This is a genomic window from Rouxiella badensis (genome assembly GCF_026967515.2).
GTDB classification, from domain to species: Bacteria; Pseudomonadota; Gammaproteobacteria; order Enterobacterales; family Enterobacteriaceae; genus Rouxiella; species Rouxiella badensis.
The window spans coordinates 2,823,073-2,844,818 of sequence record NZ_CP114062.1 but is presented as its reverse complement, the minus strand read 5'-3'; the positions used below and the strand labels follow the sequence as shown (position 1 = coordinate 2,844,818).

At 52.7% G+C, this 21,746-nt stretch carries 20 protein-coding genes, 3 tRNA genes and 4 other RNA genes; 19 read left to right on the top strand and 8 right to left on the bottom strand.

What is annotated here, in order from left to right:
* Positions 1–7: 7 nt before the first annotated feature.
* The 17 genes from cydB to nadA all read left to right on the top strand — a co-directional run bounded on the left by cydB (position 8) and on the right by nadA (position 10,374).
* Positions 8–1,147 (top strand): cytochrome d ubiquinol oxidase subunit II, encoded by a 1,140-nt coding sequence (gene cydB, locus O1V65_RS13205; RefSeq protein WP_017494056.1) that lies wholly within the window; start codon positions 8–10, stop codon positions 1,145–1,147.
* Positions 1,148–1,173: 26 nt separating this feature from the next.
* Positions 1,174–1,287 carry a cytochrome bd-I oxidase subunit CydX gene (gene cydX / locus O1V65_RS13200; RefSeq protein WP_017494055.1) on the top strand — a complete coding sequence of 38 codons (114 nt, stop codon included), beginning with the start codon at positions 1,174–1,176 and terminating at the stop codon, positions 1,285–1,287.
* A 234-nt stretch (positions 1,288–1,521) separates the two neighbouring features.
* On the top strand, positions 1,522–1,926 hold the full coding sequence (gene ybgC, locus O1V65_RS13195) for a tol-pal system-associated acyl-CoA thioesterase (RefSeq protein WP_017494054.1): 405 nt from the start codon (positions 1,522–1,524) through the stop codon (positions 1,924–1,926).
* Positions 1,923–2,609: a Tol-Pal system protein TolQ gene (gene tolQ, locus O1V65_RS13190; RefSeq protein ID WP_017494053.1), complete on the top strand. Its 687-nt coding sequence runs from the start codon at positions 1,923–1,925 to the stop codon at positions 2,607–2,609. Before ybgC ends, tolQ begins: the two co-directional genes overlap by 4 nt.
* Positions 2,610–2,620: 11 nt before the next feature.
* Positions 2,621–3,049, top strand: a complete 429-nt coding sequence (tolR, locus tag O1V65_RS13185; protein ID WP_017494052.1) for a colicin uptake protein TolR — start codon at positions 2,621–2,623, stop codon at positions 3,047–3,049.
* A 101-nt stretch (positions 3,050–3,150) separates the two neighbouring features.
* Positions 3,151–4,509 carry a cell envelope integrity protein TolA gene (gene tolA, locus O1V65_RS13180; protein WP_017494051.1) on the top strand — a complete coding sequence of 453 codons (1,359 nt, stop codon included), beginning with the start codon at positions 3,151–3,153 and terminating at the stop codon, positions 4,507–4,509.
* A 314-nt stretch (positions 4,510–4,823) separates the two neighbouring features.
* The gene (gene tolB / locus O1V65_RS13175; RefSeq protein WP_017494050.1) at positions 4,824–6,116 is read left to right on the top strand and encodes a Tol-Pal system beta propeller repeat protein TolB; all 1,293 of its coding nucleotides are present in this window, start codon (positions 4,824–4,826) and stop codon (positions 6,114–6,116) included.
* Between the two features lie 46 nt (positions 6,117–6,162).
* Complete coding sequence (gene pal / locus O1V65_RS13170) at positions 6,163–6,675, top strand: peptidoglycan-associated lipoprotein Pal (protein ID WP_017494049.1); 513 nt, start codon at positions 6,163–6,165, stop codon at positions 6,673–6,675.
* A 9-nt stretch (positions 6,676–6,684) separates the two neighbouring features.
* Positions 6,685–7,470, top strand: coding sequence for a cell division protein CpoB (cpoB, locus tag O1V65_RS13165; RefSeq protein ID WP_017494048.1), 786 nt, complete (start codon positions 6,685–6,687; stop codon positions 7,468–7,470).
* 186 nt (positions 7,471–7,656) lie between these two features.
* Positions 7,657–7,732: transfer RNA gene (locus O1V65_RS13160), tRNA-Lys, on the top strand.
* Positions 7,733–7,746: 14 nt separating this feature from the next.
* Positions 7,747–7,874: non-coding RNA, RtT sRNA (locus tag O1V65_RS13155), on the top strand.
* Positions 7,875–7,926: 52 nt separating this feature from the next.
* Positions 7,927–8,002: transfer RNA gene (locus O1V65_RS13150), tRNA-Lys, on the top strand.
* Between the two features lie 14 nt (positions 8,003–8,016).
* A non-coding RNA gene (locus O1V65_RS13145) (RtT sRNA) lies at positions 8,017–8,144 on the top strand.
* A gap of 39 nt (positions 8,145–8,183) precedes the next feature.
* Positions 8,184–8,259, top strand: a tRNA-Lys gene (locus O1V65_RS13140).
* 77 nt (positions 8,260–8,336) lie between these two features.
* A non-coding RNA gene (locus O1V65_RS13135) (RtT sRNA) lies at positions 8,337–8,462 on the top strand.
* A 77-nt stretch (positions 8,463–8,539) separates the two neighbouring features.
* Positions 8,540–8,665: non-coding RNA, RtT sRNA (locus O1V65_RS13130), on the top strand.
* 647 nt (positions 8,666–9,312) lie between these two features.
* The gene (nadA, locus tag O1V65_RS13125; protein WP_017494472.1) at positions 9,313–10,374 is read left to right on the top strand and encodes a quinolinate synthase NadA; all 1,062 of its coding nucleotides are present in this window, start codon (positions 9,313–9,315) and stop codon (positions 10,372–10,374) included.
* A gap of 13 nt (positions 10,375–10,387) precedes the next feature.
* On the opposite strand, the gene zitB is transcribed toward nadA, so the two are convergent.
* Together zitB and O1V65_RS13115 are read right to left on the bottom strand one after the other, a co-directional pair.
* Complete coding sequence (zitB, locus tag O1V65_RS13120; RefSeq protein ID WP_084911620.1) at positions 10,388–11,356, bottom strand: CDF family zinc transporter ZitB; 969 nt, start codon at positions 11,354–11,356, stop codon at positions 10,388–10,390.
* Positions 11,357–11,512: 156 nt separating this feature from the next.
* Entirely contained in the window at positions 11,513–11,860 is a 348-nt protein-coding gene (locus O1V65_RS13115) for a protein YbgS (RefSeq protein ID WP_017492998.1), read from the bottom strand.
* Positions 11,861–12,072: 212 nt separating this feature from the next.
* On the opposite strand from O1V65_RS13115, the gene aroG reads away from it, so the two are divergent.
* Positions 12,073–13,125, top strand: coding sequence for a 3-deoxy-7-phosphoheptulonate synthase AroG (gene aroG, locus O1V65_RS13110; RefSeq protein ID WP_017492997.1), 1,053 nt, complete (start codon positions 12,073–12,075; stop codon positions 13,123–13,125).
* Between the two features lie 127 nt (positions 13,126–13,252).
* On the opposite strand, the gene gpmA is transcribed toward aroG, so the two are convergent.
* Together gpmA and O1V65_RS13100 are read right to left on the bottom strand one after the other, a co-directional pair.
* Positions 13,253–14,005, bottom strand: coding sequence for a 2,3-diphosphoglycerate-dependent phosphoglycerate mutase (gene gpmA, locus O1V65_RS13105; protein ID WP_017492996.1), 753 nt, complete (start codon positions 14,003–14,005; stop codon positions 13,253–13,255).
* A gap of 142 nt (positions 14,006–14,147) precedes the next feature.
* Complete coding sequence (locus O1V65_RS13100) at positions 14,148–14,483, bottom strand: PsiF family protein (RefSeq protein WP_017492995.1); 336 nt, start codon at positions 14,481–14,483, stop codon at positions 14,148–14,150.
* 369 nt (positions 14,484–14,852) lie between these two features.
* On the opposite strand from O1V65_RS13100, the gene O1V65_RS13095 reads away from it, so the two are divergent.
* A complete protein-coding gene (locus tag O1V65_RS13095; RefSeq protein ID WP_269129779.1) occupies positions 14,853–17,222 on the top strand; it encodes a TonB-dependent receptor domain-containing protein in 2,370 nt (789 codons plus the stop codon).
* A 130-nt stretch (positions 17,223–17,352) separates the two neighbouring features.
* Here O1V65_RS13095 and galM read toward each other — a convergent pair whose 3' ends face one another.
* From galM to galE, 4 genes are read right to left on the bottom strand one after another with little or no spacing between them, the layout of a single operon-like run.
* Positions 17,353–18,399, bottom strand: a complete 1,047-nt coding sequence (gene galM, locus O1V65_RS13090; RefSeq protein WP_192503438.1) for a galactose-1-epimerase — start codon at positions 18,397–18,399, stop codon at positions 17,353–17,355.
* Positions 18,393–19,541, bottom strand: a complete 1,149-nt coding sequence (galK, locus tag O1V65_RS13085) for a galactokinase (RefSeq protein ID WP_017492992.1) — start codon at positions 19,539–19,541, stop codon at positions 18,393–18,395. Before galK ends, galM begins: the two co-directional genes overlap by 7 nt.
* Positions 19,541–20,590 carry a galactose-1-phosphate uridylyltransferase gene (gene galT / locus O1V65_RS13080; RefSeq protein ID WP_017492991.1) on the bottom strand — a complete coding sequence of 350 codons (1,050 nt, stop codon included), beginning with the start codon at positions 20,588–20,590 and terminating at the stop codon, positions 19,541–19,543. Before galT ends, galK begins: the two co-directional genes overlap by 1 nt.
* 9 nt (positions 20,591–20,599) lie before the next feature.
* Positions 20,600–21,616 carry a UDP-glucose 4-epimerase GalE gene (galE, locus tag O1V65_RS13075; protein WP_017492990.1) on the bottom strand — a complete coding sequence of 339 codons (1,017 nt, stop codon included), beginning with the start codon at positions 21,614–21,616 and terminating at the stop codon, positions 20,600–20,602.
* Positions 21,617–21,746: the final 130 nt, after the last annotated feature.

Genomic DNA, 21,746 nt, shown 5'->3' with positions numbered 1-21,746 from the left:
ACCACGTATGTTCGACTATGAAGTTTTAAGGTTCATCTGGTGGGTGCTGATAGGCGTGCTGTTTATTGGCTTCGCCGTCACCGATGGCTTTGATATGGGCGTAGGCATTCTGGTGCGCATTATCGGCAAAACCGACACCGACCGCCGCGTGATGATTAACGCGATTGCTCCCCACTGGGACGGCAATCAGGTGTGGCTGATAACTGCCGGGGGAGCACTGTTCGCCGCTTGGCCGATGGTCTACGCCGCAGCATTCTCGGGCTTTTATGCCGCGATGATCCTGGTACTTTGTGCCTTGTTCTTCCGCCCGCTGGGCTTTGACTATCGTAGCAAGGTTGACGATCGTCGCTGGCGCAATCTGTGGGACTGGGGCATTTTCATCGGCAGCTTCGTGCCGGCCGTAGTCTTTGGGGTAGCCTTCGGCAACCTGCTTCAGGGCGTACCTTTCCACATTGATGAATATCTGCGTCTGTTCTACACCGGTAACCTGCTTCAGCTGCTCAATCCGTTTGGCCTGCTGGCGGGTATTGTCAGCCTGACCATGCTGGTGACGCAGGGGGCAACCTACCTGCAGATGCGAACCGTGGGTGAACTGCATCTGCGTACCCGAACAGCCGCGCAGATTTCGGCGCTGGTGATGATGATTGCTTTCCTGATAGCCGGCGTCTGGTTGGTGAAAGGCATTGACGGTTATGTGGTGACCTCGGCAATTAACACCGCCGCCGAGTCTAACCCATTGCGTAAAACGGTCGCGCATCAGGCCGGTGCATGGTTGCTTAACTTCAACCGCATGCCTGCACTATGGGCCATTCCGGCACTGGGCGTCATTTTACCTTTATTAACCCTTCTACTGTCGAGGTTGAATAAGGGGGCATGGGCGTTCCTGACATCGTCGCTCACCATCGCCTGTGTGATCCTGACGACGGGCATCACAATGTTCCCATTCGTGATGCCTTCGAGCATTGAACCGAGCGCCAGCCTCACGATGTGGGATGCCACTTCCAGCCTGCTGACGCTGAAAGTCATGACCGTGGTCGCCTGCATTTTCGTGCCGATCGTCCTTATCTACACCAGTTGGGCTTACTACAAAATGTTTGGTCGCCTCGATAAAAACTTTATCGAAAACAACAAGCATTCGCTGTACTAATCGCAACCAAAGGGGAGTTTAACACCATGTGGTATTTTGCCTGGATACTCGGAACGCTGCTGGCCTGCTCAGCGGGGATCATCACCGCATTAGCGTTCGAACAAAGTGAAGAAAGCAAAGCGGCTAAAGACGCAGAATAACGCGTTACGCATTGTCTAATTTAAGTGTTTTGAACAGTAAGGGCCCCGAGTGGGCCCTTTTGTTTATACACCGTTGAAACTCGCTTTTTTTTACATGATTTACAAAGCGCTGACACAGTTATTTCAATGCACCATCACGGCTCATAATTATTTTCATTCCAGAGTTGCAACCCATTCCAAACCTGAAATCAGTTGCGTATAGTAGGGCCGTCAAATTGCAATACGGGATGTAGAGTGAGTAATTCGTTGTTCCGATGGCCTGTCCGTGTTTATTACGAAGACACCGATGCAGGCGGCGTGGTTTATCACGCCCGTTACGTCGCCTTTTTTGAAAGGGCTCGCACAGAAATGTTGCGTGATCGCAACTTTCACCAGCATAAATTGCTGGAAGAACATGTCGCTTTTGCTGTTCGCCGTATGACGGTTGAATATCTGGCGCCTGCACGTCTTGACGACCTGCTGGAAGTCCAGAGCGAAATCACCGAAATCCGGGGAGCTTCACTTACCTTTGCACAACGAATTCTTGATTCGCATGGAAATCTTCTGAGTAGTGCAGAAGTTCTTATTGCATGCATCGATCCACATCAAATGAAGCCAAGAGCGCTTCCTAAGTCTATTGTCGCGGAGTTTAAGCAGTGACTGACATGAACATTATTGATTTATTTTTAAAGGCCAGCATCCTGGTTAAGCTGATCATGCTTATCCTGATCTGTTTTTCTGTTGCCTCATGGGCCATCATCATTCAGCGCACCAAGGTGCTGAATGCGGCAACCCGTGAAGCGGAAGCATTTGAAGATAAATTCTGGTCTGGCATTGAGCTTTCTCGTCTTTATCAGGAAAGCCAGGGCCGTCGCGACACGCTGAGCGGTGCTGAGCAGATCTTTCATTCCGGTTTCAAAGAGTTTGCTCGTTTGCATCGCGCAAACAGTCACGCGCCAGAATCGGTTATCGAAGGTTCTTCACGCGCCATGCGTATCTCCTTTAACCGCGAGCTTGAAGCGTTGGAAAACCATATTCCATTCCTTGGCTCAGTCGGTTCTATCAGCCCATATATCGGCCTGTTTGGTACGGTGTGGGGGATCATGAACGCCTTCATCGGCTTGGGCGCGGTCAAACAGGCTACGCTGCAGATGGTTGCGCCTGGTATCTCTGAAGCGCTGATCGCCACCGCACTCGGTTTGTTTGCCGCTATTCCTGCTGTTATGGCCTACAACCGCCTTAGCCAACGCGTCAACAAACTCGAGCAAAATTACGATAACTTCATCGAAGAGTTCACGGCTATCCTGCACCGCCAGGCTTTCTCTCGCGAGAGTAGTAATTAAGGGAGGGGAGTATGGCTCGAGTACGAGGTCGTAAACGTCGCGAACTGAAGTCGGAAATCAACATCGTTCCACTGCTCGACGTGTTGCTGGTGCTGTTGCTCGTTTTCATGGCAACGGCGCCTATCATCACGCAGAGCGTTGAGGTGGACTTGCCTGATGCGACTGACTCCAAAACAGTTTCTACCGATGATAACCCGCCGGTTATCGTCGAGGTTTCTGGCGTTGGCCAATACACCATTGTTATAGACCATCAAAGAATGGAACAGCTGCCGGAGCAGCAGGTTATCGCGGAGGCGTCGCAACGCATCCAGGCTAATCCGAAAACCGTTTTCCTGATCGGTGGAGCAAAACAGGTGCCTTATGATGAGATAATCAAGGCGCTGAATTTGCTGCATCAGGCTGGTGTGAAATCTGTAGGTTTGATGACACAGCCAATCTGATCCATGGCTAATGGGTGACATTTATTTTAAACCTGGTGGATGTACGTTAATAAAAAGCGTGTGCCACCGGGCTTTAGCAATCCTGTGTTGGGAAATCTATTTTGGTAAAGGCAACTGCAACTGAACAAAACGATAAGCTCAAACGCGCCGTTATTGTTTCGGTCGTTCTGCATATCATATTGATAGCCCTGTTGGTCTGGAGTTCTCTTCACGAGGACACCAGTATGAGCGGCGGCGGTGGCGGTACTGATATTTCGGCCGTGATGGTCGATTCTGGCGCAGTGGTCGAGCAATACAATCGCGAGCAACAGCAGCAGGCTGACGCGAACCGCGCCCAGCAATCGCATCAGAAAAAGTCTGAACAGCAGGCTGAAGAAGCCAAAGAAGCGGCCGAAGAGGCTAAGCAGCAAAAGGCTGAAGAGGCCAAAGAAGCCGCTGAGTCAGCCAAACAGGCTGCACAGCAGCAGAAGGCTGAGCAAGCCAAAGAGGCTGCCGAAGCTGCCAAGCAAGCGGCGCAAGAACAGAAACAGGCTGCTGCTGAGCAGGCTAAACAAGCCGCCGAGCAACAGAAGAAAGCCGCAGCTGAAGAGGCCAAACAGGCCGCAGAAGATGCAAAACAGGCTGCCGCTGATGCCAAAGCCGCCGCAGTGAAAGAACAACAGAAGCAGGCAGCAGATGCTGCTGCGAAGGCTAAGGCCGAAGCCGACAAAGTGGCAAAAGCTCAGGCTGATGCGCAGAAGAAAGCTGAAGCTGAAGCCAAGAAACAGGCAGAGGCCGATGCCGCTGCTGCGGCCGTAGCCAAGAAGCAGGCACAGGCAGAAGCCAAGAAAGCGGCTGCTGACGCCGAGAAGAAGGCCGCAGCTGAAGAAGCGAAGCAGGCCGCCGCCGAGGCGAAAGCCGCAGAAGCTAAACAGGCCGCAGAGGCCAAAGCGGCTGAAGCTAAAGAGGCTGCCGAAGCGAAAGCTGCTGCCGCAAAAGAAGCTAAAGCCGCCGCAGCCAAGGAAGCCGCCGCCGAGAAGGCCGCAGCTGCCAAGGCCGCAGCAGATGCCAAGAAGAAAGCCGCTGCCGCTGCGGCGAAGCAGTCTGCAGACGTCGACGACCTGTTTGGTGGCCTTGCCTCCTCCAAAAACGCACCTAAGGGTGGCGGTGGAGCCGCTGGTGTAGGTAAAAATAAGAAGAGCGGGGCATCGGGCGCGGACATTTCCAACTATGCTGGTCAGGTTGAAGCCGCAATCAAGAGCCGTTTCTATGACTACCAGTCATACATCGGCAAAACCTGTTCGTTACGCATCAAGCTCGCACCGAATGGTACGTTGCTAGATATTCAGTCTGAGGGCGGCGATCCGGCTCTGTGTCAGGCAGCGATTGCAGCGGCTCGACAGGCAAGGATCCCAAAACCACCGTCTCAGGATGTTTATGAAGTGTTTAAAAATGCACCGGTAGACTTTAAGCCTCAGTAATGGGGCCTAAAATGGCCAAAGTTATTGAAGTCGCAGTTGAAAATATTCTTGTTTAAGATATTTGCGATGGCTTATCTGGTGTTTATGTAGTTTTGTGTGCATTGGTTTGTTAAAATTCTGCTAGTTTATCGCGGAAAGAATAAGCCGGTCAGACGTCGTGGCTCGCAGGTGTCGGGCAGTGTAAAGCAGCAGGAAACCGTGCATTCCCAACATGGAAAATTGGGAAATCGATGCGCGGTCTTCTGCCGTTTGTGACGCCACCTGACGAGGCGTAAGATTTCTTTCGGGCTCTGAGTCCAGATAAGGGAGATACAATGAAACAGGCAATTCGAGTAGCGTTCGGCCTATTGATGATGTGGGCGACGGTGTCTCATGCGGAAGTGCGCATCGAGATAACCCAAGGGGTAGACTCTGCCCGCCCAATTGCAGTAGTACCTTTTAAATGGGCTGGTCCGGGGACTCCTCCACAGGATATCGGCGGCATCGTTGCGGCTGACCTGCGCAACAGCGGCAAATTTAATCCTATCGACAACGCACGTATGCCACAGCAACCGAGCACAGCGGCTGAAGTTACGCCTGCTGCCTGGAGCGCGTTGGGCATCAATGACGTGGTTGTTGGTCAAATTCAGCCTGGCGGTGACGGCAGCTATCTGGTGTCTTATCAGCTGGTTGACACCTCGGGTGCAAGCGGAACCGTTCTGGCACAGAACCAATACAAAATCACCAAAGAGTGGCTGCGTTATGCAGCACATACCGCGAGTGATGAAGTATTCCAGAAGCTGACCGGAATTAAAGGCGCATTCCGCACCCGTATCGCGTATGTCGTGCAGACCAACGGCGGGAAATTCCCGTTTGAACTGCAAGTCTCTGACTATGACGGCTACAATCAGTTTGTCGTGCACCGTTCGACCGAGCCTTTGATGTCACCGGCCTGGTCTCCAGACGGTAGCAAACTGGCTTACGTAACTTTTGAAAGCGGTCAGTCTGCTCTGGTGATTCAGACCCTGGCTAACGGCGCAATCCGTCAAGTCGCTGACTTCCCGCGTCATAACGGTGCACCCGCGTTTTCTCCAGACGGTACCAAACTGGCGATGGCCTTGTCTAAATCAGGCAGCCTGAACCTGTATGTAATGAATTTAGCTTCTGGCCAAATCAGCCAGGTCACTGACGGACGCAGCAACAGCACTGAGCCAACCTGGTTCCCAGATAGTCAAAATCTGGCGTTTACCTCGGATCAGGGTGGTCGTCCTCAGTTGTATAAAGTAAATATTAATGGCGGTGCGCCTCAGCGTCTGACGTGGGAAGGTTCTCAGAACCAGAACTCAGATGTTAGCCCCGATGGAAAATTCCTTGTAATGGTTAGTTCCGCAAACGGTAGCCAACACATCGCCAAACAAGATCTGGACACGGGAGCCGTTCAAGTATTAACGGACACGTACCTGGATGAAACGCCTAGTATCGCGCCGAACGGCACCATGGTTATCTACAGTTCTTCTCAAGGACTCGGGCAGGTGTTGAATTTGGTCTCGACTGATGGGCGTTTCAAAGCGCGTCTTCCGGCTACCGAAGGACAGGTATCTTCTCCTGCCTGGTCGCCGTACCTGTGATGCATGTTAAGATATGTATGGCAAATTATAAAAAAGGATCAACGAGATGCAACTTAATAAAGTGCTGAAAGGCCTGCTGTTGGCAGTACCTGTAATGGCAATCGCTGCTTGTAGTTCACACAAAACCGCAGACAATGGCCAAGCTGGATACGGCGCTAACGGTGCTGGTACTGGCACTGAAAACGGCAATATGTCTTCAGAAGAACAAGCTCGCCAGCAAATGCAAGAGCTGCAGAAGAACAACATCGTTTACTTCGGTCTGGACAAGTATGATGTTTCTTCTGACTACGCTCAGATGCTGGATGCACACGCTGCATTCCTGCGTAGCAACCCGTCTTACAAAGTGACTGTTGAAGGTAACGCCGACGAACGTGGCACACCTGAATACAACATCGCACTGGGCGAGCGTCGTGCTTCTGCAGTTAAAATGTACCTGCAGGGTAAAGGCGTTTCTGCTGACCAGATCTCTATCGTTTCTTACGGTAAAGAAAAACCAGCTGTACTGGGTCATGACGAAGCGGCTTACGCTAAAAACCGTCGTGCCGTACTGGTTTACTAAGAGAATCGCATGAGCAGTAACTTCAGACATCACCTGTTGAGTCTGTCGTTACTGATTGGCGTAGCGGCCCCTTGGGCCGCTACTGCCTCGGCACCAATCAGTAATGTCGGCTCCGGCTCGATAGAAGATCGAGTCACCACCCTTGAGCGTATCTCTAACGGTCAAGGCCAGCTATTAACTCAACTCCAGCAACAAGTCTCCGATAACCAGAATGATATTGCGACGCTCCGTGGGCAAATCCAGGACAGCCAATATCAGCTGAAGCAGATTACCGATCGTCAAAACCAGATTCTCCAGCAGATAGCTTCGATGCAAAGCTCAGGTAGTGCCCCTGCGGCCGCTGCAGGTGCTTCAGCAGGTGCAGCAACGGCTGACAGCGGTTCTGACTCTGCTTCTGCTAGCAGCGCGCCTGCAAGCTCGGGGAATCCGGACACTGACTACAACAACGCTGTATCATTAGCGTTGGAAAAGAAACAGCCCGATCAGGCAATTACTGCCTTCCAGGCTTTTATCAAGCAATACCCGGATTCGACTTACCAGCCTAATGCCAATTATTGGCTCGGCCAGTTGTATTACAACAAGGGTAAGAAAGATGACGCAGCGTACTATTTTGCGGTAGTGGTCAAAAACTATCCGAAGTCGCCGAAAAGCCCAGACGCGATGTACAAGGTAGGGATCATCATGCAGGAGAAAGGCCAGAGCGAAAAAGCGAAAGCCGTGTTCCAGCAAGTGGTTAAACAATACCCGAACACCGAATCTGCGCGAGCGGCTCAAAAACGTTTGTCTTCAAAATAGTTAGCCATTCAGGCCCGAAAAATAACCATTTAGACTATTTTTCGGGCTCGAATGTATGAAGAACAAGCAGTCAGTAAGTTATCTCGAAATTAGGGTTGCGCTGCCGAGATAAATCAGTAATATATGCCGCCGTTGCCCAGACAAACTGAAACAAGTTAATCAGGCAAGCAAATTAAGCAGATTAGTGGGTCGTTAGCTCAGTTGGTAGAGCAGTTGACTTTTAATCAATTGGTCGCAGGTTCGAATCCCGCACGACCCACCACTGTTTAATGCTGTAGTAAATGTGTTAAGTCGTAGGTAAGAGAACCTGTAGCAGGTTCGAGCCGAGCGGAGCGAGACGACAACGCGAACGCGTTGCCCGAAGGGTGAGGCCAGAGGCCGAATCAATCCCGCACGACCCACCACTGTTTGGTTTCGATAGGTTTTAAGCAGTAAAATTTGTAAGCAGTAAACAGAGGGTCGTTAGCTCAGTTGGTAGAGCAGTTGACTTTTAATCAATTGGTCGCAGGTTCGAATCCCGCACGACCCACCACTGTTTAATGTTGTAGTAAATGTGTTAAGTCGTAGGTAAGAGAACCTGTAGCAGGTTTGAGCCGAGCGGAGCGAGACGACAACGCGAACGCGTTGCCCGAAGGGTGAGGCCAGAGGCCGAATCAATCCCGCACGACCCACCACTGTTTAATGTTGTAGTAAGAAGTCAGTCAGTTAGAAGAGGGTCGTTAGCTCAGTTGGTAGAGCAGTTGACTTTTAATCAATTGGTCGCAGGTTCGAATCCCGCACGACCCACCACTTCTAAGAAAAAAGCGCCTAACGGGCGTTTTTTGCGTTTCAGGGTCTGCGAAATTGTTCCATAGCTCTAAAGCAGCAGATCCCGCGCGTCGTGTGGGTGAGAAGTTGCGTTCAGGTTCGAGCCGAGCGAAGCGAGACGACAACGCGAACGCGTTGCCCGCAGGGTGAGGCCAAAGGCCGAATCAATCCCGCACGACCCACCACTTCTAAGAAAAAAGCGCCTAACGGGCGTTTTTTGCGTTTCAGGGTCTGCGAAATTGTTCCATAGCTCTAAAGCAGCAGATCCCTCGCGTCGTGTGGATGAGAAGCTGCGTTCAGGTTCGAGCCGAGCGAAGCGAGACGACAACGCGAACGCGTTGCCCGCAGGGTGAGGCCAAAGGCCGAATCAATCCCGCACGACCCACCACTTCTAAGAAAAAAGCGCCTAACGGGCGTTTTTTGCGTTTCAGGGTCTGCGAAATTATTCCCTAGCTCTAAAGCAGCAGATCCCGCGCGTCGTGTGGGTGAGAAGCTGCGTTCTGGTTCGAGCCGAGCGAAGCGAGACGACAACGCGAACGCGTTGCGCCTACTGGGCATTGGCCCAGACCGACACAAGAGGAATTCAAGACCATTCCCTTTGTGAATCCTCCTCCTTGTTATCTTGAGATGACCGAGGCAGAAGGATGAGTACGTTTCAGTTACGACTTCGCCTGGCGCAGGTCGCGCCGCTTCGCTGTCCCTTCACTGCGGATTCGGAATAACATCGTTCCTCATCACTTCGTTCTGCGCCGCCCTGATACCGTCAATATGAGTATCAAACCAAAAGCGGCAACCTTGAGCTCAAGTCCACGATCCTTCAAACTTCACAACCCGAATATGCGAATCACGATAATAAATCGTCACTTCATTTGTTAAATTTTAAGCCGCTTAAACAAAATCACGAATTAGCATAAAATTACAGCGACATTTATCTGTCATCGGAGTATTTTGTTTAGCATATAAAACAAACGGGCTTCTTGAAGGCTCGATCCGATGATTTGCCGGCATATTGACGGCTGACTGAGATGATGAGTAATGAGTGAGACACTGGACCTGAACGCGGCGGTTTATCCTTTCCCTCCTAAACCCGCCTCTTTGAGCGACGACGAGAAAACCTTTTATAAAGAAAAGATTAAAAGGCTCCTTAAACAGCGTGATGCGGTGATGGTCGCTCATTACTATACTGACCCCGAGATTCAGGCGCTGGCAGAAGAGACCGGTGGCTGCGTGGCCGACTCGCTCGAGATGGCGCGTTTCGGCAGTCAACACAGTGCCTCAACGCTGCTGGTCGCTGGCGTGCGTTTCATGGGCGAAACGGCAAAAATCCTCAGTCCCGAGAAAACCGTGCTGATGCCGACACTGCATGCCGAATGCTCACTGGATCTCGGCTGCCCCGAAAAAGAGTTCTCCGACTTTTGCGACAACCATCCCGACAGAACGGTCGTCGTTTATGCCAACACCTCTGCCGCAGTGAAAGCACGCGCCGACTGGGTGGTCACCTCCAGTATTGCCGTCGAACTTATTGAACACCTTGATAGTCTTGGCGAAAAAATCATCTGGGCTCCCGATCGTCATCTCGGAAATTACGTTCGCAAACAGACCGGGGCAGATATCCTGTGCTGGCAAGGGGCCTGTATCGTCCATGACGAGTTTAAAACCCAAGCCCTGACCCGTATGAAAGCTTTATACCCTGAAGCGGCCGTGCTGGTGCATCCAGAGTCCCCTCAGGCGATCGTAGACATGGCCGATGCCGTCGGATCAACCAGCCAGCTGATTCAGGCGGCCAAATCGCTGCCTAACAGTAAGCTTATCGTCGCCACCGATCGCGGTATCTTCTACAAGATGCAGCAGGCGTGTCCAGACAAAGAGCTGTTTGCCGCACCGACTGCCGGTGAAGGGGCAAGCTGTCGTACCTGTGCACATTGTCCGTGGATGGCGATGAACGGCCTGAAGGCGATTGCAGAAGGGTTGGAGCAGGGGGGAAGTCAGCACGAGATACAGGTTGAGGAAGCGCTGCGAGTTAAATCGTTAATTCCGCTAAACCGCATGCTGGACTTTGCGGCCCAGCTCAAGCTGCGCGTTCAGGGCAACGCCTGAACGCGCTAACCCTTTAGTGATGATGCCCGTGGTCATGACCGTGATGATGGTGATGACCCTGTCCTGACGCGGCTGAAATCGCCGCTGCATCGTTTAAGGTGCAGTCATACATTTCGCAGACGCCATACTCTATCTGAATCGTCGCATGACCAATTTTGTATTTCTCTGACAGGTAGTGCTGGATCCTGCCCAGCAGCGCATCGTGGTCATGCGGTGGAATCACCTGCGTATGCAGAGTCATCAGACGCTGTTCGCCAATCTGCCATACGTGGACGTGATGAACGTTGCGCACCTCGGGAATAGTTAGCGAAAGGTCCTTACGCAGTTTATCGATATCAATCTCCTGCGGCGTGCCTTCCAGCAGCTCGTGAAAGCTCTCACGCAGCAGCCCCCAGGCATTGCGCAGCACCAGACAGGACACCAGTACCGACAGGATTGGGTCGATAGGCGTCCAGCCGGTGTACATGATAATCAGGGCTGCCCCTACCGCACCGACAGATCCCAGCAAGTCCCCCATTACGTGAAGTGCCGCGGCACGCACGTTGATATTCCCCTTTTCCTCACCCTGATGCAGCAGCCAGAAGGCCAGCAGGTTAGCAAACAGCCCGGCAATGGCGATTGCCAGCATGGTTCCGCCCAGTACCGGCTCCGGCGTCATAAAACGACGGATGGCCTCCCAGAGGATGAGCACGACAATAAGCAGCAACGCAGAGGCGTTAACGAACGCTGCCATAGTGGTCAAGCGAAGATAACCGAAGGTGTGACGAGCATTGGCTTTGCGGCGGGCAAAGCGAACCGCCGTTAGCGCCATGAGCAGGGCGGCTGCGTCGGTCAGCATGTGGCCGGCATCGGCCAGCAGAGCAAGCGAGCCGGAAATCATACCGCCAATAACTTCGGCCACCATAAAGACCACGGTAACTAAAAATGCCAACAGCAAACGACGGCTGTTTCTGTCCTCGGGTAAAAGAGACCGTACTGACATAATTTTCCCTATCTGTTTTTAATATTGATATACCACGAATGTGGTTCAGCGCTTTATTTACTGAAACTAGTCTGAATAACTTCCTATTTTAAGTCATCTTTTACCACAAATAAAAACGGAGAGCCTAAGCCCTCCGTCCGAATCAAACCGGCAAAACTATTTACCCGTGTCGGCGGACTGTTTTGTCCCCGGCGTTTGGTCGGGACAACGACCGTCTTTACACATGGTAATTTTATGGTCTTTGTTTTTGCTGGTTTTTTTATGCATCTTGGTCGTTTTCTTGTGATGCGTCATTGGTTTTTGTGCAGTATTGGTATCAGAAGTATTGATCTTGCTGTTATCAACGCCGTTTGGCGCAAGTTTTTGCATCGATCCCGGTCCGCCTGTCTGATTAGCGTTACCATTATTGGATCCAGCACCAGCATTAGACCCGTCCGCTGCAAATGTCGCACCGCTGCCCAGAGCCAGACCTGCTGTAAGAAGAATTATCGCGAGCTTTTTCATGTCCTAGCCTCCATTTCAGGTTTGTATTGAGAAATCATCTAAATTTTGCAAATGGTTATCAATATAAAAGCTTAGTTGAGGTTCAGGTCATAGCAATGAGATAAATGCCCATTAATGGCCGAAAGTCGATTTACAGCGCTGCGCAATGCCGCTAGATTGGTCGCGTTTGGAAATTAGTTTCGACCTTTTATGAAATACCCAATGGAACAGTTATGAATTATCAAAACGACGATTTACGCATTAAAGAAATTAAGGAACTTTTACCGCCGGTGGCATTGTTGGAAAAATTTCCCGCCACTGATAAAGCCGCTAAAACGGTTTCCCAGGCGCGCAATGCTATCCATAAGATATTGAAGGGTAATGACGATCGTCTGTTGGTGGTAATTGGTCCCTGTTCCATTCATGACCCCAAAGCGGCAAAAGAGTATGCAGCACGTCTTCTGACGCTACGTGAAGAGCTGCGCGACTCCCTCGAAATCGTGATGCGTGTTTACTTCGAAAAACCGCGCACCACCGTAGGCTGGAAAGGCCTGATTAACGATCCGCAAATGAACAACAGTTTCCAGATTAACGACGGTCTCCGCATCGCACGTAAATTGTTGCTGGATATTAATGACACCGGTTTACCTGCGGCAGGCGAGTTTCTGGACATGATCACGCCACAGTACCTGGCTGACTTAATGAGCTGGGGCGCTATCGGTGCTCGCACTACCGAGTCTCAGGTTCACCGCGAGCTGGCCTCTGGCCTGTCTTGCCCGGTCGGCTTTAAAAACGGTACCGACGGCACCATTAAAGTGGCTATCGACGCCATCAACGCCGCTGGCGCGCCACACTGCTTCCTGTCCGTAACTAAATACGGCCACTCCGCTATCGTGAACACCGCAGGTAACAGCGACTGCCACATCATTCTGCGCGGGGGCAAAAAGCCTAACTACAGCGCCGCTGACGTGAAAGAAGTCAAAGACGGCCTGAAGAAGGGCGGTTTGCCTGCTCAGATCATGATTGACTTCAGCCACGCCAACAGCAGCAAACAGTTCAAGAAGCAGATGGAAGTCTGCGAAGACGTCTGTGGTCAGATTGCCAGCGGCGAACACGCTATCATGGGCGTCATGGTGGAAAGTCACCTTGTCGAAGGGAGCCAGAGTCTCGACACCGGGGAGCCACTGGTTTACGGCCAGAGCGTGACCGACGCCTGTATCGGTTGGGAAGACACCGAGACCCTGCTGCGCAGCCTGGCTGGCGCGGTGCAAAAGCGTCGCGGTTAAGTTGATTTCGCCGACCTTTGGAGTCGGCAAATTCAGCGTGGCGTGGGGATTTTTCCAACAATAAAAAATGCCACCCATAAAAAAAGAACGCCGAGGCGTTCTTTTTTCGTTTCAGTACCGGACTGAATTACTTGGCTTTACCCTGATTAGCAACCGCGGCAGCTTTTGCAGCGATTTCTTCAGCGTTGCCCAGGTAGTAGTGTTTGATGGGTTTGAAGTTTTCGTCAAACTCATACACCAGTGGCACACCGGTAGGGATGTTCAGCTCAAGAATTTCTTCTTCGCTGAGGTCGTCGAGGTATTTCACCAAAGCACGCAGTGAGTTACCGTGCGCTGCAATAATAACGCGCTCGCCGCTTTCGAGGCGTGGTTTGATAACGTCAGTCCAGTAAGGGATAACGCGCTCAATGGTCAGCGCCAGGCTCTCGGTGGTTGGCAGCTCTTCAGGACGCAGTTTTGCATAACGCGGATCATGGCCTGGGAAACGCTCGTCGCTTTTGTCCAGCTCTGGCGGAGTTACGCGGAAGCCGCGACGCCATTGTTTGACTTGCTCATCGCCGTATTTGGCCGCGGTTTCTGCTTTGTCGAGACCCTGCAACGCACCGTAGTGACGTTCGTTCAGTTTCCAGGATTTTTCAACCGGCAGCCACGGCTGGTCCAGTTCATCCAAAACGCTCCACAGAGTATGGATGGCACGTTTCAGTACAGACGTGTAAGCGAAATCAAACTGGAAGCCTTCATCTTTAAGCAGTTGTCCTGCCTGTTTTGCTTCAGTACGACCTTTATCCGAAAGATCAACATCATGCCAACCGGTAAAACGGTTTTCTTGGTTCCATTGACTTTCGCCGTGTCTTACAAGAACCAGCTTGGTTACAGCCATAGCTAAACTCCTCAATTTACTGAAATTCCAATGACAACTGCGATCATTATATGGCCTGACCCCCTGCGTCGGCAATCAATAAACGAAACGCACAGCCCCAAGTTTGAGGCTGTGCGTTAACGGGAGTTTGCTTTACTTCTGATTACGCAGCTTTTTTCAAACATGTGCTCATAAAGGTCTTACGGGCATCACCTTTGAGCTCTTTTTTCGCAGCATCTGCATTACAAGTCTTCATCTTGTTTTGCTGTGGAGTCATCGCTTTATCACTGGTTTTAGCCTCTGCTTTCAGACAGTGGCTCATGAAAGTCTTGCGCTCGTCTCCCTTAAGACTCTGCGTGGTTGCCTGCTGGTTGCAGTCGGTCATTTTCTGACGTTGTGCAGCCTGTGCCGCAGAAGGTGCCTTCATGGCCTCGGCGGCCAGTGCATTACCCCCAATACAAAGCGTTGCTAACAGCGACAACAAAATTGGTAAACGCATAACTCATTCCTTTTAAGACGTCCTGCTCACCAGGACACTCTGTAAGAGTAGATGTAACAAGTGTTTTTGGCTGAATAAATCCCCAACCCGTGAGGATAGATATCACATTTTTAGCTAAATGATCGAGCCGCCATGATCGGTAACACCTCAATTCCCGCTAATTTCTGAAAACTTACGAAAAAATTACCTTAGATCATGGAACCTACCGAAAGTTGAATGTTGACATAAATAGATATGATAATTATTATCATTCCTATTATCAATTATGACTATTTTAAATCCTGATTAATAACAGGGTCTTGCCGTGCATTTTTTTTGGAAATTCATTGCTGAGCAACATAATAATCTTAAATTCTCTAAGGCCTTTTTATGTCTCCACACAAGGGAACGCGTCACCTTAAGACTTTGCTTTCGTTAAGCCTGGTCGCCAGTTCAGTCATGAACGCCGTTGCAGCAGAAACGGCGACGACAACACCAGTGGTAAAAAAATCAACGGCTAACGCGGCCGATGCCGGGGACGTTATGACGGTTATTTCTCCTAAAGTTGAGAGAAAAGCCGGTGACGAAACTAAAATCACCGCCAAAGATATGCAGAAAGACGGCGGCAACGACTTCGGAACCCTCATGCGCTATCAGCCGCTGGTCAGTGCGACCGGTTCAGCAGGCGGTTCTTCGGTGGGCAAAAGCGGGTTCGACCGCAGCGGCTACACCGGATATAACGTTCGTGGCCTTGAGTCGAATCGCGTTGCTATTGACGTTGACGGTATCTCGCAGCCAAGCGCGACGGGCCGACCTTACGTCGGACGTGCCGGGCAGGGAACCTTCGGCATGGGCCGTGACTACATCGACCCTTACCTCTATGGCGCAGTGGATATCCAGTCCGGAGCGACCAACGTCTCCTATGCCAATACCGCTATCGGCGGGGCGGTGTCATTCAAGCCGAAAACGGCCGATGACTATCTGAGCGAAAACAAACACACTTATTTCGGCTATCAGAGCGACTATGACTCCTCGAACCACAGCTGGCACAACGGCATCACGGTGGCGGGTGGCGATCGTGATTTAAGCGGCGTAGTGGTGATTAGCCGTCGTGATGGTCAAGAGACCCGCAACAACAGCGGCACTCGTGACGCTTATCCGGCGAACTGGCACTCCGATGCCATCATGGCCTCGGGAACCTGGGCGGTGACCGACACTCATACCCTGACAGGCACCGTCGATCTTTACGACAAGACTAACCACACCCATTTCGATTCCTGGAATAGCGCAGGTTCTGCAACCAACGGCACCAACTACCAGACTAGCCAGACGCGGCGTATCACGGCGAGCGTGCTTGACCACTGGACGCCGTATTCGCAGCTGGTGGATACCATCGACACTAAACTGTTCTTCCAGAAAACGCAGGCGCACGACAACACCTACGGCCCGAATACCACCACCGGTACCAGTCTGGTGCGCACCTTCTCTGACCTGAACACCCATACTTTCGGCCTGGATAGCAAAATGGCCAAGTCGTGGGGCATCCACGAATTCAGCTGGGGTCTGAACGGCAACATCAGCGAGAGCGATCGCCCGTTTAGCCAGTCACCGGTGCAGTCGACCTACAGCTACACCATGCCACCGCAGGCCAATAGCCGTACTTATGTCTTCGGTGCCTTTGCGCAAGACACCATGACGTGGGACCTCGACGGGCATAACTTCTCGGTGGTGCCGGGCCTGCGCCTGGCGTATCAGAAGACCGAGCCGAAAGATCTGGGCACGCTGGCCAACGGCTCGCTGTCCGAATCAGAACTTTCGACGCTGTACGGCACCACCAGCGATACCCAACTGCTGCCGTCTCTGGCCTTTATCTATGACATCACGCCGAAAGTGCAGACCTATCTGCAATACAAACGCGGCGCGCAGTTCCCGGACGCCAGCCAGCTTTACGGCTCATGGAACCTGAGCTCAAGCTATGCCGGTAGCTCGCAGTATGCGTTGATCGGTAATTCGGATCTCAAGACCGAAACCAGCAACAACTACGAATGGGGCATCAAAGGCGAAGCGACACCAGGGATAACCTTTAACCTGAATGCGTTCTACAGCCAGTACAAAAACTTCATTGCTTACACGCGCTACACCCGTTCGGGAAGCCCATCGGTCTTCACCAATATTCCAGGCAATATCTATATTGCCTATGAAGCTGAAAACCGCGACAAAGCTTACATTTACGGCAGCTCTTTGACTGCACGATTTAACTTCGGTACCTGGTATGAGCAGGTCAATGGCCTGAGTGCGCGCCTGTCGTTCGGCTATGCCAAGGGCGCGTCCAAATCCAGCTATGAAGGCGATAAGTACGTCGACCTCGACAGCGTGGCGCCAATGAAACTCGTGACCGGTGTGGCGTGGGACGATCCGTCGAAGCTTTACGGGGTAGCCGTGACAGCGACCTTCAACAAAGGCAAGCAGGCGACCGCAACTAACCGCGAAACCTACACCAATGCAGGCACCGCTATCACCGATTCCTCCACGGAATACGCGCGTATTCCCGGCTACGGTATCGTTGACCTGACCGGTTACTATCAGGTGGCAAAAAACGTCAAACTCAGCGGCGGTATCTATAACGTGACCGACAGAAAGTACTGGGACTACCTGAGCACGCGTGACACTGAGACCTCAACGGCTCAGGATAAGGCCGATCTCGCCCTGGCAACGATGCCGGGCAGAACCTTCCAACTGGGGGTCAACGTTGACTTCTAATGGTCTGAATAGGTTAGGGTAATAGTAAAAGCCGGGATAATCCCCGGCTTATTTTTAATCTCGAAGTCCGCAATGTAAAAGGGCCATCCGCATTATGCCGATGGCCCTTTTTTATGCAGCAGCGTTAGAGTTAAAGTGCAAAGAACTGGTAAACCGTGGCCGAGCGGTAGGTCTGACCCGGTTTTATCCAGCAACTTGGCTGCGGCCAGGTCGAGTGATTGGGACTGTCCGGCAGGAACTCGCTCTCGAGCGCCACGCCGCTGTAGTTGGCGTACTGCCCACCCGTGCGGTTTGGCGTACCGTTGAGGAAGTTACCGGTGTAGAGCTGCAGGGCTGGGGCCGAAGTAAAGACCGTCATCTTGACCTTGTTATCGGAAGACCACAGATTAGCCGCCGGATTGTCGCTCGCATTACAGGTGGCATACAGTAGGTACGCGTGGTCATAGCCCTTAACGCGCTGCTGGTCGCGATCCTTGAGGAAGTCCTGCGCGAGCGTTTTCGGCGTGCGGAAATCCATGCCGGTCTGCTGCACCGAGGTGAGATCTGCACAGGGAATACCGTCGCTGTCGATAGGCAGGAAACGTTCGGCAAACAGCTGAAGTCTGTGTTTGCGGACGTCATGCCCCTCGCCGTCGAGATTGAAATAGGCGTGATTGGTCAGATTGACCGGACACAGCTTATCAACCTGTGCCTTATAGCTGATTTCAAGACGGTTATCGTCGGTCAGCACGTAGTGGACCTCCGCCGTCAATTCCCCCGGATACCCCTGATCGCCGTCCGGCGACACCAGCTGGAAACTGACTTTCTGCTCAGTGTAGTTAAGGATTTTCCAACGACGAGCGTTGAACCCTTCCGGTCCACCGTGCAGCTGGTGGACGCCCTGATTGGCGACCAGCAGATGGGGTTTACAGTCAATTTGAAATTGCGAACGCGCGATACGGTTGGCATAACGGCCGACCGTTGCGCCCAGATAGGCGCTCTGGTTGACATACTCTTCCGGGCTTTGGCAGCCCAGCAGCAGCTCGCGGCGTTCGCCATCCGCCAAAGGCAGGACGAAAGACAACCAGGTCGCACCCCAATCCATAAAGGTAGCCGTTGTCCCCGCAGGGTTTTTAAGCGTAACCAACTGAAAAGGCGAGCCGTCTGGGGCTCGCTGGGTGCTGACTGGCGTTAACATACGCTGGCTCCTTCCGAGGCATGGCAGACGTAGAACGTCTCTTTAATCCCGGTTTTGGCGTGATATTCGTGTTCCACGGTTTTACGCACCTTTTCGACCAGCTCGCTTGGTATCAGGGCGACGATGCAGCCGCCGAAACCGCCGCCGGTCATACGCACGCCGCCACGATCGCCGATCACCGATTTAACAATCTCGACCAGCGTGTCGATAGGCGGAACGGTAATTTCGAAATCGTCGCGCATTGAGGCATGAGACTCGGCCATCAGCAGGCCCATTTTTTTCAGGTCGCCGTGGCTCAACGCGATAGCCGCGGCCTCGGTACGGTCGTTTTCAGTAATGACGTGGCGCGCACGGCGAGCGGTCATCGGATCCAGACCTTGTTCCTTTTCGGCGAACTCTGCGAGGTTGACATCACGCAGCGCCTTCACGCCGAAGAAGCGCGCAGCTTCCTCACACTGTTTGCGACGCGTGTTGTATTCGCTGTCGACCAGACCGCGTTTAACGTTAGAGTTAATAATCACTACGGACGCGTCTTTCGGCATCGAAACGGCTTTGGTTTCCAGCGAACGGCAGTCGATCAGCAGGGCGTGATCTTCCTTGCCCAATGCGGAAATCAACTGGTCCATGATGCCGCAGTTGCAGCCCACGAACTGGTTTTCCGCTTCCTGACCGTTGAGCGCTAACTGCACGCCGTCGACGGGCAGGTCATACAGGCTTTTTAGCGCCTGGCCGACGGCCACTTCTAGCGAGGCTGAAGAGCTGAGGCCTGCACCCTGAGGCACATTGCCGCTAATCACCATATCCGCGCCAGAGAAGTCGCTGTTGCGCAGCAGCAGGTGTTTCACCACGCCGCGAACGTAGTTGGCCCAAGGCAGCGCGTCGGTGCTGACAATCGCTTCGTCGAGCGAGAATTCGTCCTGCTGGTTGTCGTAATCGGCGGCAATCACGCGGATGATGCGGTCATTGCGTTGGCCGCAGGCGATCACGGTTTCGTAATCGATAGCGCAGGGTAAAACGAAACCGTCGTTATAGTCGGTGTGTTCGCCAATCAGGTTCACACGGCCCGGAGCTTTAATGGTGATAGTGGCCGGATAGCCAAATGTTTCTTCAAAAATCTTCAAGGTCTTGTTTTTCAATTCCATCATTTTACTCCGGCCTCACGATAATGAACGTCACTCACTGCCCGTAGGCGCTCTGCGGCCTGCTCGGCGGTCAGGTCACGTTGTGTTTCGGCCAGCATTTCATAGCCAACCATGAATTTTCTTACCGTCGCTGAGCGCAGTAACGGCGGATAAAAGTGTGCATGCAGCTGCCAGTGCGCGTCGTTGCCTTCACGGAAAGGTGCGCCGTGCCAGCCCATTGAGTACGGGAAAGAGCACTGGAACAGGTTGTCATAGCGGCTGGTCAACTTTTTGAGCGCCAGCGCCAGACAGGTACGCTGTGCCTCATCGAGTTCGGTAAGGCGCAGCACTTTCGCCTTCGGCAGCAGCAGGGTTTCGAAAGGCCAGGCGGCCCAATAAGGGACAACCGCCAGCCAGTGTTCGGTTTCGACTACCGTGCGGCTGCCGTCGGCCAGCTCACGCTGTACGTAGTCAAGCAGCATGGAAGAGCCGTGCTGCGCCATATACTGACGCTGCAGGTGGTCTTCACGCTCGGCTTCGTTCGGCAAAAAGCTGTTGGCCCAGATTTGACCGTGCGGGTGCGGGTTGGAACATCCCATCGCCGCCCCCTTGTTTTCAAATACCTGAACCCAGGGATAAGTTTTGCCCAAATCAGCACTCTGTTCCTGCCAGGTGGTAACCACTTTCTCCAGCGCCTCGAGCGACAGCTGAGGCAGCGTTTTGCTGTGGTCTGGCGAGAAGCAGATAACCCGACTGGTGCCGCGCGCGCTCTGACAACGCATCAGCGGATCGTCACTTTCTGGTGCGAAAGGCGTATCCGGCATCAGCGCCGCAAAATCGTTAGTAAAAACGTGCGTGCCTTGGTAGTCAGGATTCACGTCACCGGTCACGCGGGTATTGCCCGGGCACAGGAAGCAGTCAGGATCGTGTGCCGGCAGCGTTTCCTGCGACGGCGTCTCCTGCTGACCTTGCCATGGGCGCTTGGCCCGATGCGGACTCACCAAAATCCACTGATCGCTCAGCGGATTATAGCGGCGGTGCGGATGCTCTTTTGGGTCAAAACTGGACATTACATTTCCTTAGTCTGGATAGCCCTGTGGGTTGTTTGATTGCCACAGCCAGGTATCAGCAGCCATATCTTCCAGAGTACGGCTGACGCGCCAATTCAGTTCTTTGGCAGCTTTGCTCGGCTCGGCCCAGTAAGCAGGCAGATCGCCAGCGCGGCGTGGTGCAAAGTGATAGTTAACCGGCTTGCCGCAGGCATCGCTGAAGGCGTTGATCACTTCCAGCACGCTCTTGCCGACGCCAGCGCCGAGGTTATAGATATGGACGCCTGGCTTGTTATGCAGCGTTTTCATCGCGGCGAGGTGGCCGTCGGCCAGGTCAACCACGTGAATGTAGTCACGCAGACAGGTACCGTCTGGCGTGTCGTAGTCGTTACCGAACACTGACAGCGAGTCGCGACGGCCTACGGCAACCTGCGCGATAAACGGCATCAGGTTGTTTGGAATGCCCTGCGGGTCTTCGCCCATTAGGCCAGACGGGTGCGCGCCGACCGGGTTGAAGTAGCGCAATAACGAGATGCTCCAGTTTGGCTCCGCGCGCTGAAGGTCCTGCAGAACCTGCTCAACCATCAGTTTGCTGCGCCCGTAAGGGCTCGACGGTGTTCCGGTTGGGAAATCTTCAACGTAAGGGGTCTTAGGCTGATCGCCATACACGGTGGCGGAGGAGCTGAAGATAAGGTTGGTGACGCCAGCGGCGCGCATCGCTTCAACCAGCACCAGCGAGCCGTAAACGTTGTTATCGTAGTATTCCATCGGCTTGTTCACCGACTCGCCAACGGCCTTCAGGCCAGCGAAGTGAATGACTGAATGGATTGGGTGTTCTTTGAAGATTTTGTCCAGCAGGGCGCGATCGCGGATGTCGCCCTGATAGAGGATAGGGGTTTTACCTGTCAGAGTAGTAATGCGTTCCAAAACGCTGGCTTTGCTGTTGCAAAGATTGTCCAGAATGATTGGCTCATAGCCCGCTTTGATTAATTGAACGCAAGTGTGACTACCAATGTAACCGCTACCACCGGTAACTAGAACGTACATATCGACTCCTTGAAGGTATTGATGTTGACAACAATATCATGCTGTGGCGCGTAAAAAGGTGATCCATCTTATAAAATGAAATCGCTTACACCCCTTAGTTTATCACCCCCGTAAACCTCGCACCAACGGG